This is a genomic window from Acidobacteriota bacterium, from assembly GCA_039030395.1.
In the GTDB taxonomy this organism is placed as follows: domain Bacteria; phylum Acidobacteriota; class Thermoanaerobaculia; order Multivoradales; family JBCCEF01; genus JBCCEF01.
Genome location: JBCCEF010000002.1, coordinates 209,784 through 224,746 on the forward strand (window position 1 = coordinate 209,784; position 14,963 = coordinate 224,746).

9 protein-coding genes are annotated in these 14,963 nt (G+C 67.8%); 6 read left to right on the top strand and 3 right to left on the bottom strand.

The window, feature by feature from the left end; genetic code table 11:
* The first annotated feature begins 18 nt into the window (after positions 1-18).
* Complete coding sequence (locus tag AAF481_03230) at positions 19-1,272, top strand: FAD-binding oxidoreductase (protein MEM7480165.1); 1,254 nt, start codon at positions 19-21, stop codon at positions 1,270-1,272.
* On the opposite strand, the gene AAF481_03235 is transcribed toward AAF481_03230, so the two are convergent.
* Positions 1,234-3,915 carry a sulfatase gene (locus tag AAF481_03235; protein MEM7480166.1) on the bottom strand — a complete coding sequence of 894 codons (2,682 nt, stop codon included), beginning with the start codon at positions 3,913-3,915 and terminating at the stop codon, positions 1,234-1,236. The genes AAF481_03230 and AAF481_03235 overlap by 39 nt on opposite strands.
* 165 nt (positions 3,916-4,080) lie before the next feature.
* On the opposite strand from AAF481_03235, the gene AAF481_03240 reads away from it, so the two are divergent.
* From AAF481_03240 to AAF481_03255, 4 genes are all read left to right on the top strand, one after another.
* Entirely contained in the window at positions 4,081-5,811 is a 1,731-nt protein-coding gene (locus AAF481_03240) for a sodium:alanine symporter family protein (protein MEM7480167.1), read from the top strand.
* Between the two features lie 17 nt (positions 5,812-5,828).
* Positions 5,829-6,197 carry a hypothetical protein gene (locus tag AAF481_03245; GenBank protein ID MEM7480168.1) on the top strand — a complete coding sequence of 123 codons (369 nt, stop codon included), beginning with the start codon at positions 5,829-5,831 and terminating at the stop codon, positions 6,195-6,197.
* Between the two features lie 13 nt (positions 6,198-6,210).
* On the top strand, positions 6,211-7,653 hold the full coding sequence (locus tag AAF481_03250) for a M48 family metalloprotease (GenBank protein MEM7480169.1): 1,443 nt from the start codon (positions 6,211-6,213) through the stop codon (positions 7,651-7,653).
* Positions 7,654-7,724: 71 nt separating this feature from the next.
* A complete protein-coding gene (locus AAF481_03255) occupies positions 7,725-9,521 on the top strand; it encodes a class I SAM-dependent methyltransferase (protein ID MEM7480170.1) in 1,797 nt (598 codons plus the stop codon).
* A 703-nt stretch (positions 9,522-10,224) separates the two neighbouring features.
* Here AAF481_03255 and AAF481_03260 read toward each other — a convergent pair.
* A complete protein-coding gene (locus AAF481_03260) occupies positions 10,225-11,976 on the bottom strand; it encodes an aldehyde dehydrogenase family protein (GenBank protein MEM7480171.1) in 1,752 nt (583 codons plus the stop codon).
* 97 nt (positions 11,977-12,073) lie between these two features.
* On the bottom strand, positions 12,074-13,027 hold the full coding sequence (locus tag AAF481_03265; protein MEM7480172.1) for a hypothetical protein: 954 nt from the start codon (positions 13,025-13,027) through the stop codon (positions 12,074-12,076).
* A gap of 170 nt (positions 13,028-13,197) precedes the next feature.
* Here AAF481_03265 and AAF481_03270 point away from each other — a divergent pair, with 170 nt between their 5' ends.
* Positions 13,198-14,961 carry a carbon starvation protein A gene (locus AAF481_03270; protein MEM7480173.1) on the top strand — a complete coding sequence of 588 codons (1,764 nt, stop codon included), beginning with the start codon at positions 13,198-13,200 and terminating at the stop codon, positions 14,959-14,961.
* Positions 14,962-14,963: the final 2 nt, after the last annotated feature.

Below are 14,963 nucleotides of genomic sequence, written 5' to 3' on the forward strand. Positions count from 1 at the left end.
CTCCCTTCGACGGCGGCCGTGTCCTGGTCCGCTGACGGCCCGGCGCCGTCCCTCTGGCTGCGCCGCCCGGGTCCGGCCCGGGAGGTGGACTACGCGGTGGTCGGCGGCGGCGTGGTGGGCCTGTCCACCGCCTACTGGCTGGCCCGCGACGGCCACCAGCCGCTGCTCCTCGAAGCGGATGACCTCGCCCAGCGGGCCTCCGGTCGCAACGCCGGGTTCTTGCTTTCCGGCGTGGCGCGGGTGGTGGAGCGGCTGAGCGACGGTGAGGATCTCGGCGGCACCCTGGAGATGTGGCGGGCGACGGTGGAGAACCGCGAACTGGTGCGCCGCGAGTTGATCGACTCCGGCCGGGTGGACTGCGACTTTCAGCCGGAGGGGAGCTGGATGGCGACGGTCGGCGATCCGGCGCCCCTGGAGGCGGCCTGCGAGGTGCTGCGCCGGGAGGGCTTTGACGCCCACTGGAAGAGCCGCGCCGAAGCGCGGGCGGCCTGCGGCAGCCCGGCCGTCGCCGGCGGCATCTTCCAGCCGCGGGACGGCGGTCTCGATCCGCTGCGGTTGTGCCGCGGCATGGTGGCGGCCGGCGGCTTCGAGGTGCGGACGAGCTTCCGCGTGCGGGCCGTCGAAGCGGTGGGCGAGCGGGTGCGCTTGTCGACGGACGGCGATGCGGTGCTCGCCCGGCGGGTGATCCTCGCTCTCAACGCCTACGCTCCCAATCTGCTGCCGGCTCTCGGCGGCTGGGTGCGGCCGGTGCGGGCGCAGGTCCTCGCCACCGCTCCCGGCGAGCGCACCGTCTCCGGGGTCTGGTATCTCGACGAGGGATACGAATATCTTCGCCAGCTCGCCGACGGTACCTTCCTCCTCGGCGGCCGCCGAATGGAGGCGGAGTCTGCCGAGCGGGGCTGCGCGGAGGTGCCCACGGGCACGGTGCAGGGAGCTCTCGAGGCCTTTCTGCGACAAAATTTCCCGTCCTTGGTGGACCGCCCGGTGGTCCATCGCTGGGCCGGCACCATGGCCTTCACCCGCAGTGGACTGCCGCTCTTGGGGCGCCTGGCGGCGGCCCCGGCGGCGATCTACGCGGCGGGTTTCAACGGTCACGGCCTGTCCCTCGGCTTCTGGGCCGGCCGCCATCTCGCCTCGGCCGCCACCGGCCGGGCTGAGCTTGCGGACTTTCCCCTGCAGGCCCGTCCGGCGGCGGATCAGCCATCGGCGGAGTCCGCCGTCGCCGTTTCGGCCTCAGTCGATGTAGCCGAGGGCACGGAGCTGGGCGCCTAGCTCGTCATCCACCGCCGGTGCCGCCGCGTCGCCAGCGCCCTGCCAGCGCAGGATGATCTCCGCCAGGGGCGGAGTCTCACCGTTCCCGTCAGTACGTCGCCACCCGCCATCGTCCAACGTCACATGGGCGCTGGATTCGGCCAGCTCCGCAAGAGGGAACTCGAAGGCCGTCTCCCGGCGGTCGCGGGTCACCATCAGGCGCAGCGAGTCCCCCCGCAGCCGTCGCCTGAAAACCAGCTCGTAGGCGGCGCCCGGTGGGATCTCGAAACCCAGGTTCTTGCGGTTGATCCAGCGCACCGGGGCGGCGTCGAAACCCAGCACCTTGAGTCCCACCTGGGTGAACTGCTCGGCGACCAGCCGGCCGCGCACCTTCTCCGGGCTGTCGTTGCGGAAGGTCACGAAGAGGCCCACCGGATCCTCCCGGAGCCGCTTTTCGCCCCAGGCGCGGAGAGCCTCCCGCTCGCCCGGCGACAGTTCCGGCGCGAGGTCGGCCGGAGACGCCTCCCGCGAGTCCGCCGCCGCCTGCCACGGGCTGTCCTGGAGGATCAGCGGCTGCCGGCCGCGCACCTCGACGGCCAGCCCCTGGTTGGTGCTGCCGGCGTAGCTCCAGGCGGCGCGTGGCGCCTGGGAGCGATCACCGTCGATCAGCGGCAGAAGGGACGTGCCGTCGAGGCCGGTGGGAATGTCGAGACCCAGGAATTCGAGCACTGTGGGAGTGAGGTCCACCCCGCGCACCATCTCCGCCACTCGCCGGCCGGCCCAGCGCCGGTGCGGCGGCACCAGGATCAGCGGCACCCGCAAGTTTTCCGGCCGCAAATAGGCATGACTGGCGAGGCCGTCCTCGCCCAGCATCTCGCCGTGATCGGAGGTGAGGATCACCAGTGTGTTGTCTGCCAGATCGAGATCTTCAAGGCCTTGGAGCAGACGGCCGATCTGCTGGTCGGTATAGGCGACGGCGCTGTCGTAGAGGTCGCCGGGCAGGTGATTCTCGTCCGCTGCGAGGGCTCGGCGGTCGTCCCCGAGGGTGAATCGGTAGCGCGTCCGGAAGCCGTTGTCTGCCCGCGTTGGCAGCCCTTGGGTGCGTAGGGTGCCGGGCGGCTCGACCTGGCCCGAGAACTCCTCGAACCAGGGCGCTCGGGGGGTGAAGGGGGAGTGCACCTCGTAGGTGTGGAAGAAGAGCAGAAAGGGCCGATCCTGGAGCCTTGCGAGGCGGGTGAGTGCGCGCTCGATGCCGCCTTCCAGTTCCTCGTCCTGGCGCCGGCGGGCGTTCCAGGCCCAGTGCGCCTCGAAGCCGCGCCCGAGACCGTACTGCGGCCCAAGAAAGCCGCCGCCGGTGACCGCTTCCGTCGCCCAGCCCTCTCGCCGCAGGATCTCCGCCAGGGTCAACTGGTCGCTCAGGCGGTCGTTGTTGTAGGACACACCGTGGCGCGGGGCGTCGAGGCCGGTGAACAGCGAAACGTGCGCCGGCAAAGTCCACGGCGCCGCCGCCACGGCATGTTCGAAGACGGCGCCGCCAGCCGCCCAGGCGTCGACGACCGGCGAAGTCTCGCGGGAATGGCCGTGGAGGGACAGGCGATCCGCTCGCAGGGTGTCGACCAGCAGGATCACCACGTTGTGGCGTGGGTCACCCTCGCGCGACAGGATCTGGGGGTGCCCCCACCAGGGGAGGGTGGTGAGCCGCTCCGGTTTACCGCCCGATGTGCGGTCCTCGCCGCCCTCGTTTCGGCCCTCGCTGCTCAGTTCCAGAGTCACCGGTTGCCCGGCGTAGGCCGTGAGATCCACTTCGTCGGTGAGCCATCGGGCTTCGGCGAGGCTCTGGCGCAGCAGCTCGACCGGTGGATCGACCGCTGCGCCTTCGGCGGAGGCCAGGCGGAGGACGAAGTCGTGGGCCGCCGGCCGGGCGCCGGCCAGGCCGACCGAGAACCGCATCCTGGCGCCGGCCGGCGGGGTGACCTGCCAGCGGTGGGGCCGGCCCGGCGGGGTGAGCCACGCGCTGCGCGTCTCGTCGCCGAGCTGCACCCGCCAGGGAACCGCTAGGGCCTCCGTCAAGCGCTCCCCGTCGAGCCGTTGGGCGAGGCCGCGGACGTAGCGCACGCCGATCCGGTGTCCGGCGGCGGAATCCGTCGACACGGTGACGCTGCGGACCGTGTCGCGCCAGGCCGGGTGGCTACCGACGGCGAAGCGGTAGATCTTCATGTTGGCGTGATAGGGGTGCGAACTGGTCGCTTCGAGGCGTCCGGTGAGGGGTTCATCGCCTTCTGCGCCGGCCCTCCACTCGACGGCGACCTTGCCCACCCGCAGGTTGGAGAGCTTCACCTCGATCACGTCGACACCCACCGCCGGAAGATCGGCGGCGCGCTCCATCGCCGGCCCGGCGACCGGTGACGAAAGGACCATCTCCCGGCCCTCGCGGCGCAGCTCTCCGCCATTGGCGACGGTCCAGGCGCGGGCCTCCGGGTCGAGGGCGACTTGCCAGCGAAAGACCTCTTCTTCGCGGTGCAGGGCGGCCGCTTCGAACAGCTCCACCGGATCGTCGGCGATCGACTGCTCGACCACGCTCCAGCGCCGCTCGCAGCCCTGTGCCAGCAAAGCGGCCAGACCGCCGAGAAGGAGAACGCAGGCCGAGGGGTTGCGGGGGAGCATCGGATGGAGAGTGGGGAGTCCTTGCGCGTTCAAAGACGACTGGCCGAATCATAGGACATCCCAAGGGGCATCTCGGCTCCTTGAGGCACCGCCGGCTGGGGTAGACTGCGCCACAATCACCGGGGTAAGAGCGAACTCAAGGCCCGCCGGGGCCAGGGGAGTAGCATGGAAATACTGATTCGAATCATCGGCTTTCTCGATCGCATCGTGTGGCAGAGCGGTATTCCGGTGGGAGGGGAGACGATCCCCTTCCTGGTGATCGCTCTGCTCGGTACCGGTCTGTTCTTGACCCTGCGCCTCGGATTCATCCAGATCCGGCGGCTGGGCCACGGATTCGGTGTCACCAGCGGCCGCTATGACGATCCCGATGAGCCGGGGGACGTTTCCCACTTCCAGGCCCTCACCACCGCCCTGTCGGCGACCGTCGGCATCGGCAACATCGCCGGTGTCGCCATCGCCATCCACTACGGCGGCCCCGGAGCCCTTTTCTGGATGTGGATGACGGCGGTCTTCGGCATGGCGCTCAAGTATTCCGAGGTCACCCTCGCCCTGCACTTTCGCCAGGAGGAGAAGCCGGATGTCGATCCGGAGCGCTGGGACGGCTCCGTTTCCGGCGGGCCGATGTACTACATCGAGCGCGGCCTGGGCAAGGCCTGGAAGCCCTTGGCGATGTTCTTCGCCGGTGCGCTGATCATCACTTCGTTCCTGACCGGCAACGGCATCCAGGCCAACACCGTCGCCGACACCATGCTGTCGGAATTCGGCGTTTCGCCGTGGATCACCGGCCTGGTGACCGCCTCCATCGTCGCCCTGGTGATTCTCGGCGGCATTCGCCGCATCGGCGCCGTCACGGGGATCTTGGCGCCGGTGATGGCGAGCGTCTACGTGCTCGGCGCCCTGATCATTCTGGTGATGAACGCCGGCCAGATCGCACCCACCTTCGGGCTGATCTTCCGCGAGGCTTTCAATCCCTCCGCCGGCATCGCCGGCACCGGCGCCGGCGCCTTCTTGCTCACCCTGATGTGGGGCGTGCGGCGGGGCTTGTTCTCAAACGAGGCGGGGCAGGGCTCGGCGCCCATCGCCCACTCGGCGGCGAAGACCGACGAACCCGTGTCGGAGGGCGTGGTGGCTCTCCTCGAACCCTTCATCGACACCATCCTGATTTGCACCATGACCGGCCTGGTGATCCTGGTGACCGGCGTCTGGAACCAGCCCGTGGCCACCGAGTTGAGCATCGTTGGCGGTGATTCCTCCTGGGTGGAGATCAACTCCGAAGGCACGCACCTTTCCGTCGACGCGCCGGAGGAACTGGTGGTGGTCGACGGCGTGCCGGCAACGGATTCCCGGCGCTTCGCCTGGCACGACATCGCGGTGGATCGCTTCTACGTGGACGCCGACCAGGCGACGCCGTTCACCGGCTCCCTGCTGCCCGGCGAGGGCATCGCCCGCGGCAGCGACGGTACGAACTACACGGTGCTGTACGGGCCGGCGGTGGAGAGCGCCGCGCCGTTGACCAAGCTGGCCTTCGAAAAGGCCCTCGGCAAGACCGGCGGCTACATCGTGCTGTTCTCGGTGCTGCTCTTTGCCGTGTCGACGGCCATCTCCTGGAGCTACTACGGGGATCGTTGCGCCAATTACCTGTTCGGCAAGAAGGCGGTGTTGCCCTACAAGATGGTCTTCGTCGCCATGCACTTCGCCGGAGCCGTCGCGCCGCTGGCGGCGATCTGGGCCCTGGGCGACGTCGCCCTCGGCATGGTGACGTTCCCGAACCTGGTGGCCCTGGTGCTGCTCTCGGGCCTGGTGGTGAAGCTCACCAAGAGCTACTTCGAGCGTCGTCCGTGGGAGCAGAACGCCGTCGACCACAAACGCTGGAAAGAAGAGCATCGCCGCAAATAGGGTCTGGTCGAGTGATGATGCTGCGATCGAAGGCCGTGCGGGCGCTCCTGGTGGAGGAGGTCGGGGGACTGCGGGTAGACCGTCCGATCGCCGAGAAGGGCGAGGCGCCGGACCCCGCCGCCGAGTCGGCGGCGGAGCGCGAAGCGCTGGCCAAGGCGAGCCGGAAGGCCCTCGGGGTGGCCCTGCTGGACTTGGTGGCGGTGCTCGTGCTGTTTACCTTTCGGCCGGCGGAGACGCCCTTTCTCGACCCCGGGGCGACGGAACACGGCGTCTTCACCCTGGGGATTCTGCTGATCACCGCCCACGGCGGCTTCCGCCTGGCTCAGTATCTGCAATTGAGGACCATCGGCCGGCTGCACGAAGAGATCGAGCAGCGGGAACGATGAAAAGGAGACGACGATGAAGATGTTTCGGCTTGCGGCGATTCCCCTGTTCGCTCTGCTGGTGACCAGCGGTTGCGCCACCAATCCGGCGACCGGCAAGTCCCAGCTCTCCTTGATCGGTGAGCAGCAGGAGATCGCCATGGGGCGGCAGGCGGACGAGCAGGTTTCGACTTCCCTCGGCCTGTACGACGATCAAGAAGCTCAGGAGTACGTCTCCCGCATCGGCCTGGAGATGGCCGCCAAGTCCGAGCGGCCGAACCTGCCGTGGTCCTTCAAGGTGGTCGATGATCCGGTGGTCAACGCCTTCGCTCTGCCGGGTGGTTTCATCTACGTCACCCGCGGCATCCTCGCCCACATGAACAACGAGGCGGAGCTGGCGGCGGTTCTCGGCCACGAGATCGGCCATGTCACCGGCCGGCACAGCGTGTCGCGCATGAGCAAGGCGCAGCTCGCCACCCTCGGCCTGGGCATCGGCTCGATCGTGGAACCGTCCATCGCCCGCGCCGGCGATCTGCTGCAGACCGGCCTGGGGCTGCTGTTCTTGAAGTACAGCCGCAACGACGAGCGCCAGGCGGACGATCTCGGCCTGCGCTACCTGGGCCGTACCGGTTACGACGCACGGGAAATGATCGGCGTCTTCGAAATGCTGGGGGCGGTCAGCCAGGCGGCCGGCGGCGACCGCATCCCCGGCTGGCTGGCGACCCACCCGCAGCCGGAAAACCGCCGCGCCCGCATCGCCGAAGCGGTGGCCACGATGGAGGCGAGCGAGGTCGAAGGGGAAGTCCGGCAAGGCCCCTTCTACGACATTCTCGCCGGCATGACCTACGGCGCGGATCCGCGCCAGGGCTACTTTGAAGGGTCGACCTTCTACCACCCGGAGATGGCCTTCCGGCTCGACTTCCCGGCCGGCTGGAAAACCGCCAACCAGCGCCAACAGGTGGTGGCGATGCACCCGGACCAGAACGCCATTCTGGTGCTGCGCCTTGCCCCCGGCGGCAACTCCGCCGAGGCGGAGCGGCAGTTCTATTCGTCCCAGCAAGGCGTGCGCCGGGGAAACTCCCTGGGCAATATCCCGGCTGCTCTGAGGTCGAGCGGGTCGTACTTTTCGGTGCCGCGGCAGCAGGCCTCGAACCTGGTGGGGCTGACCTCCTTCATCGAGCACCGGGATCTGGTATTCCAGGTTTTGGGCTATACCCTGGAGGAGCGCTGGAGCGGGGTGGGAGACTCGCTCAGAAACTCCGTCGCCACCTTCTCGCGGGTCACCGACCCGAAGGTCCTGAACGTCCAGCCGGCGAAGATCGAGATCGTCACCCTGCCGCAGGCTGCCGGTCTCGATGAGATCCAGCGGCGCTGGCCGTCGAACGCCGATCTCCGCACCCTCGCCCTGATCAACCGGGTGGACCCGAACGCCACTCTGCCGGCGGGCACGCGCTTCAAGCGGGTCGTCGGTGGGCGGTAGATCGATCGGGGCCTCGAGCTGAGAACCGCTCGTCGGTCGACGAGCGAACCACCCTACCCGGACCCCTCACCTTGATCGACCGCGACCAGGTCTCTGCCCACTGGGGAGATGCCGGCCACACCAGCCGCCTGGCGGAGATCCACTGGATGGGGTCGCCGGTGGTGCGGGCCTACCTGAATCGCCGGGTGTCCGGCGATCCGGAGGAAGACTGGCTGAGCCACACCTGGGGCCGTTGGGTGCGCGGCGAAGGGCTGCGCGTGCTGGTTCTCGGCTGTGGCGAAGGTTGGCTCGAACGTTCGATCGGCGGGCGCCGCGATATCGCCTTCATCGATGCCTGCGACGTCGCCGAGGAAGCGGTCGAGCGGGCTCGCCGGCTGGCTCGCGAGGCGGGCCTGGAGCGCATCCGTTACCACGTGGTGGACCTGAACGTCGATCCCCTGCCGTCGCCGGCCTACGACGTCATCATCGCTCATTCGGTGCTGCACCACGTCGAGCATCTCGACCACTGCTACGGAGCGCTGCAGAAGGCTCTGCCGCCCCACGGGGTACTGATCCTCAACGAGTACGTCGGCCCGTCGCGCTTTCAGTTCTCCGATGCGCAGATGGAGGTGATCAACCGGCTGATGAGCCGCCTGCCGGAGACCCTCCGGCGGAGCGCCGCGACGGATGGAACCTACGGCGCCAAAGCGGTGCCGACGGTCGAAGAGATGATCGCCACGGACCCGTCCGAGGCGGTGCGGTCGGACGAACTGGTGGCCCGTACTCGGCGCGACTTCTCGGTGGTGGAGGAAGTTGCCTGCGGCGGCACCGTTCTCCACCACATGCTCTACGACATCGTGCAGAACTTCGATCCGGCGGAACCGCTGGACAATCGCCTGCTGGCTTTCCTCTGCTGGACCGAGGAGACGCTGGTCGACGAGGGCCTGCTGCCTTCGGATTTCGTGGTGATGGTCGCCCGGTCCGGCAGCGGCGGTGCGCCCACCTCCTCCGCTCCTCGTCCTCGGGCGCTATCCCGCGGGTGGGCGGAAGGAACGCCCCGGGAGGGGGTGGAGCGCCTCTCGCTTCACGCCCGGCCGGATCGCCGCCGCCGCCGCGGTCTGGCCTTCGAGTCGGTGCGCGAGGCCCTCCACCGGCGCGCCACGGGCTATCCGGACTGCGACTGGCTGACCTGGATTTGCGGGGGCGGGGAATCGGCCGCGCCACAGCCCGGCGAGCGGGTCCTGGTGCTCGCCGATGACGAGGGCCGATGGGTGGCGGACCGTCTGGCGGCGCTGGAGACTCGGGTGACGGTGGTCGAACCGACGGCATCCGACACGTCGGACCCCCATCCGTGGGACGGAATCGCCGATCATTCCTTCGACTGGGTGTTCTCGAACGGCCACTTGGGGCGAGCCGAAAACCGTTCGGCGAGGGTCGCCATCCTGGCGCGGGTGCTGCGGCCCGGCGGCTGGTGGGTGGGGGACGAATTCCTCGGGCCGTGGGATTCGCGCGGCACCGCCGCGTCCCTCCACTACGCCCGCGAATCCCTCGAACTGCTGCAACCGATCGGCGCGCCGGAGGCGACGGCCGCCGACCGGCGCCGATGGTGGCTGGCGGGCCTCTACCACGACCCGATCCGCCGCTGGTTCGGTCCTCGCCGCGAGGATCTTTCCGATCTTCTCGACGGAACCTTCGAAATACGAGTTCGGCACGAGCTCGCCGGTGCCCTTCGTCAGCGCATTTTCGCCGTTCTCGATGCGGCGTCCGTTCCGGACGATCCGCGATACGACGGTCTGCTGGCGATGGCCGGCGATCTCGAGGAGTGGTTGACCGCCGCCCGGGTGATCGAGAACGATGACGTGGCCTTCCTCGCTCGCCGACGAGCCTGATCTGCTCTCGGTCCGCGACCGACGCGCCGTAGATCTATCCTTGCAAAGGCGTCACTCATTGGCAGTTGAAGTGGCTAATTTTTGTCACCAACGAGGCCTGTGGGCCGAAAAAACCCTGTAAATCAAGACTCTCCGCTGCTGGCACGCAACCTGCTCTAGTGAGCTCTGGCCGCGCTGGAAAGTGCAACCGTCATTTGAAGTCTTGATTTTTCCGAGGGAGGGATGAGTTCAGTCTTGTGACGGCTGAACTTCCGAGTTGTGGTTTTCCATGTCGCTGGACGGTCAGGGAGGGCGTTCAGCGGTTTCCATGTAGGGGTATCACCTCAGGGTGAGCCCCTATTTTCTTTTTAGCCCTTCCTTCTCCCCAAGGTTCTGCTGCGAGGACGTATGCACCAGCATCTGCTGCGTCCTTCGGCCCCTCCACTCCTCGACGTACTACAAGTACGCCTGCGTCGCTCCGGGATGCGAACTCCTTGCAGCTACTGGCACCTACGCCCTCTCGCGACGAACTTGGTGAGAAGAAAGGGCTATCGGCGTGCGGGATCCTACCTGTGGCGATCGCTAGCAGGGTGCTGAAAAACTCCGACAGGACGTTCAGCACTCTGCGACCGAGCCCTCGGGTCTCGGCGGCGTCGTAGGCACCGAGGACGGGGTGAGACCGAAAACACTGGTGTTTTCGGGCGAGGGGGCGCCCAACCCCCTGCTAGCCTCTCAGCGCGTTCCAGAAGATTCCCGGCAGGCGGAAGGGGGAGGGCGAGGCCTCGAAGCGGGTGAGGGCCTCGGCCAGTTCGGCGTCGGTGCGGTGGCCGGGGAACCAGGGCGGCTTGGGCTGGGCCCGGAAGGGGGCGCGCACTACGGTCTTCTGGGAACGCGAGAACATCAGCGTGTTGTGCACCACCCCGACGCCCGACTGGATGTCCGTCGGCGCGTGGCCCGGGAAGGCGCCCCAGGGAGTGACCACCAGGCCGTAGCCCACCGCCGCCCAGTGGTTGATGGCGACAGTGCCGTAGCGCAGATTCGCCACCGCGCGCTCCACCGCCGCCGCCGTTGCGGCGTCCTTCAAGGATGCCGGGTGGACGATCAGGGTGGCGTTCAGGGTGCCCCACAAGGTCTCGTTGCAGAACGCGACGGCGCGGTCCAAGAAGGCGGCGGGGGAACCGTCGCCGTCGTCGGGAGTTTCTAGGGCCGACTCGGCGAACAGGCCGCAGAAGGCTTCTTGCCGAAAGCAGATGTCGCCTTCGTCCCTCGGATTGACGGCCGGAACCAGCGCCCAGGGCAGCTCGCCGCCGCGCGCCAATCCAAAGGTCTCCGTTTCCGGATGCTGCTCTATGAACTTGTCGAAGCGCTCCGCGGCGCCGGGATAGTAGGCGTGGCGGGTGGGGACCCGTTCGAGAGCGCGGCGCAGCTCGGTTAGCAGCTCGCGCCGGCCGGTCCAGTCCGCCGGCTGAACGATCACCCGCGTGGCGTTGCAGTTGAAGCCGGCGTTGTTGACCAACATGGCGGCGAGGTTGAGGGCCTGGTACTCGAAGTCCCCAGCGCTCCAGGGACCCGGCACCACGATCACCGGACTGACGTTGCCCAGCTCGGCGGTGATCTCCTTGTCGAGACGCGGCCGGCTTTCGGCCTTGCGCCGCTCTCCCTCTGCGCCGGTGCCGAAGACGATCGCCTCGTAGGTGCGGTCCGAACCGGTGATGTGGACCTCGTCGAGATCCGGGTGCTGGCACAGGTAGGCGCCCTCTTCGGCGCCACCGTAGACCACCCGCAGGAATCCTTCCTCGATCAGCGAGCGACAGCCCTGTTCGAACAGCGGGCCGAGATAGTCGTTGACCGGGTGGGCCTTGACCAGCACCGTCTTCTTCTCGACGAACAGTTTGTAGAACGCGTCCATCGGGCCGATGGAAGAGACGTTGCCGGCCCCCAACACCAGCACCGCAGCACCCTCCTGCGGGGCGTCGGGCCGGTAGGCGACGGCCTGGGTGGCGGGGAGTTCGGCCGCCGTCACCCCGGGCTCCATCCACACCTCGGCGGTGACCGAGGGATAGAACAGCCGGTCGTAGAGGGAAGCCGGAAAGACCTCCGCCACCACCTGGCCGTGCGCGCCGGTGGTGACCGCACCGGGAATCTCCGGATGCCCGCCGTGGGCGATCTCCTCGAGGGAATCGCGCAGCAGGCGCAGGTTGCGCAGGATCAGGTAGGGACCGGTCAGCCACTCTTCGCCATCGTCCGGCGACAGACCCTCAGCGGCGGATGCGGCGGCGACCCAGCGCGGTGCGACGGCGAGAAAATCCGGGATCAGCCGGTCGATCAAGGAAATGCGCTCGTCGATCGCCAGGGAGGCCCAGCGCTGCCGGGTATCGGCGACGGTCCGTGCGGCCTCATCGAGGGCCGCGAAGCGCTCCTCGGAGCTAGAATCCTGGGCTGGTGGTGGTGGGCTCGGCGCGGGGTCTGCGGGCATTGGGTATTCTCCTGAAGGGGCACCAACATAGCATGAAAACAAACCGGGCTGCCGCGATGCGGCAGCCCGGAAAGCACTACGAAAACTGCTCTCAGGGTCAGCGGTAGCGGGGACGTACGCCGCGCCTCGACGTCTCCTGCCGGAGGTTGTCCAGACCCTGGTAGTTCGCGAACTCCTCGGACTGGACGATCAGGTCCACCACCGCCGCCATGCCGCGCCGGGTAAACAGACCGACGTTGTCCCGAAAGCCCGGGTCGCGGCTCCACAGCTCCTCATCCGGGGCGGTCCGGCCGAGTAGGGTGCGGTAGAGATCGCCCACCACCCGCCGGTTCGCCGTGCGGTCGCCATTGCGAGCCGGGTAGTATGCGCCGGCGATGTCCCGCGCCACGGTGCGAACGGCGGCAACGCCTTCGCTTTGCAGCCGCACACTGTAGCGATCGAGCTCCACCGCCGACGGCGCCCGTCCCAGTACGCCGTAGTAGAGGCTGGAGGTCACCTTGCGGGCGGTCGAGCCCTCGGCGCCGGAATCGACGGGATTGCCGCCGCCGGCCGCGCCATCGCCGATGTCGAAGGTCAGATAGCCCCTCTTCAGCACCGGCCGCGCCTCGAACTGCGGGTGCAAGGTGTACTGGATCTGGCTCAACATTCCGGCTTTGCCGCGGTTGTCCTGATTCGAGGACACCGCCTTGACTTCGATGAAGTCCGTGGCGCTGTTGACCACGTCGAGACGCCAGGAGCCTCGGCTCTGCACCCAGTCCGCGTGCAGATCCATCGCCTTGTTCAAGTTGGGCCCCTTGCCACGCAGCCGGATCGCCACCTGGTCGCCGACGGCCAGAGGGATGGTCACGCCGGGCTCGATCTGGTAGTTGGTCACCTCGCCGGTCGCGACGTGGCGCACTCGCGCCTCGATCGAGCCGATGCGGATCGTCTGCTGGTTCTGCATCTGCGGGTTTCTCGGATTCTCTTTCTTCTGGGCCGCGGCGGGGCCGGCGGCAAGGCTGGCGAAGGTGATTGTCAGGGCCAAGGCCAGGATCCATTTCATATTTTTCATTTTTTTCCTCCTGTTTTGAAAACGCCTGTGGGAAAAGGTCCCCAAGGCGAATATCCTTCAAGATACAGCTCACCCATCGAAAACTGCAATCGCCCTGCCAACATCCCGCTACTCGCGGCCAGAGGATCCACTAGAATCCTTCCAAACCGCTTGTTTCCTTGGAGGTTCCCATGGTTGCCGTCGTCACCGCTGTCTGTTTTCTCGGGTATTTTCTGGGATATGCGGTCTATGCACGATTCCTAGCCCGCCGGGTTTTCCGGTTGGATCCCGCGGCGGTCACCCCGGCCCATGCCCTGCGCGACGATGTGGACTACGTGCCCACCCGCCGCTTCGTGCTGTTCGGACACCACTACGCTTCGATCACCGGCCTGTCGCCGATGCTCGGGCCGGCGGTGGCGGTGATCTGGGGCTGGGCGCCGGCCATGCTGTGGGTGCTGTTGGGGGCGGTGCTGGTGGGCTGTGTGCACGACTTCGGCGCTCTGGTGGTGAGCATCCGCGCCCGCGGCATGTCCATCGGCAAGGTCACCGAGGGCATCATCGGTCCGCGCGCCAAGAGCCTCTTCCACCTCATCATCTTCTTCGGCATTGCGCTGGCGATGGGGGTGTTCGTCTACGTCATCGCGGTGTTGTTCTCGATCACGCCGCAGTGGAGCGCGGCGGATCCGATGGCGGATCCCTCGTCGTTCCCGACGGCGGTGTTGCCCTCTGCCTGCCTGGTTGTGATGGCGATGGCGATCGGCTACCGGGTCTACCGCCGGGGGGATCGGCTGGCGCCGCTGGCGGCGGTCGGTTTCGCCTTGATGTTGGTGGCCGTGTGGGCGGGGCTGCGGCTGCCCACCCTCGGTTTGCCGCGGGAGGCTTGGCCTGGGCAGCCGGCCTGGATCTGGATCCTCCTCGGCTACTCCTTCACCGCCTCGGTGCTGCCGGTTTGGAGCCTGCTGCAGGCGCGGGACTTTCTCAACTCATTGCTGCTCTACCTCGGTCTCGGGCTGGCCTACCTCGGATTGTTCGTCGCCACCCCGGAGTTCGCCGCGCCGGCTTTCCGCATGGATCCGCCGGGTGCGCCGAGCTTCCTGCCCTTTGTCTTCATCGTCATCGCCTGCGGCGCCGCCAGCGGATTCCATGCGCTGGTTTCCTCGGGCACCACCGCCAAGCAGATCGATCGCGAGCCGGATGCTCAGATGATCGGCTACGGCGGCATGCTCGGGGAGTCACTGCTCGGGCTGTTGGCGGTCCTCGCCTGTACTGCCGGGGTGATTGGCGCTCCAGGTCAGTCGGCGGCGGAACTGTGGCAGGCGACGTACCACGACTGGTCGTCGATCCAGGGCTTGGGCAATCAGGTGGGGGTGTTCATCACCGGCGCCGCCGGCTTCGTGGAAGCCCTCGGATTTCTCGATCACCGCTCCGCCACCGCGCTGATCGCGGTGGTGGTGGTGTCCTTCGCCCTCACTACCCTGGACTCGGCTACCCGGCTGCTGCGCTTCAACCTGTCGGAAATGGGCGAGACCCTGCGCCTGCGTGTCCTCGACAACCGCTATGCGGCCTCCGGCGGGGCGGTGGCGGTGATCGCCTTTTTCGCCTTCTACGAGGTCGGTGGTCGACCCGCCGGTCTCGCCCTCTGGCGGCTTTTCGGCACGGTCAACCAGCTCCTCGCCGGCCTCGCCCTACTGGTAGTGACCCTGTACTTGGTGCAGAGGCGGCGAAACGCCTGGTTCACCGGCGTGCCGGCGGTGTTCATGATGGTTTCGACGCTGGTGGCGATGGTCGTCAACCTGCGGGACTTCTTGAAGACGTGGGACGAAGGCGGCGCCCTGCTATTCGTCGTCGGGGTGGTGCTGCTGGTGCTCGCCCTATGGCTGCTGGTCGAGGCCTACTTGTGCTGGCGCAAGGCGCGGCGCGGCCCGCCGGTGGAGGCGGTGGAGGTCTTTCCGTAGCC

Bases quoted from the DNA above. Each gene is read 5' to 3' on its own strand.
- AAF481_03235 (MEM7480166.1), bottom strand. From the start codon at position 3,915: ATGCTCCCCCGCAACCCCTCGGCCTGCGTTCTCCTTCTCGGCGGTCTG.
- AAF481_03240 (MEM7480167.1), top strand. From the start codon at position 4,081: ATGGAAATACTGATTCGAATCATCGGCTTTCTCGATCGCATCGTGTGG.
- AAF481_03245 (MEM7480168.1), top strand. From the start codon at position 5,829: ATGCTGCGATCGAAGGCCGTGCGGGCGCTCCTGGTGGAGGAGGTCGGG.
- AAF481_03250 (MEM7480169.1), top strand. From the start codon at position 6,211: ATGAAGATGTTTCGGCTTGCGGCGATTCCCCTGTTCGCTCTGCTGGTG.
- AAF481_03260 (MEM7480171.1), bottom strand. From the start codon at position 11,976: ATGCCCGCAGACCCCGCGCCGAGCCCACCACCACCAGCCCAGGATTCT.
- AAF481_03265 (MEM7480172.1), bottom strand. From the start codon at position 13,027: ATGAAAAATATGAAATGGATCCTGGCCTTGGCCCTGACAATCACCTTC.
- AAF481_03270 (MEM7480173.1), top strand. From the start codon at position 13,198: ATGGTTGCCGTCGTCACCGCTGTCTGTTTTCTCGGGTATTTTCTGGGA.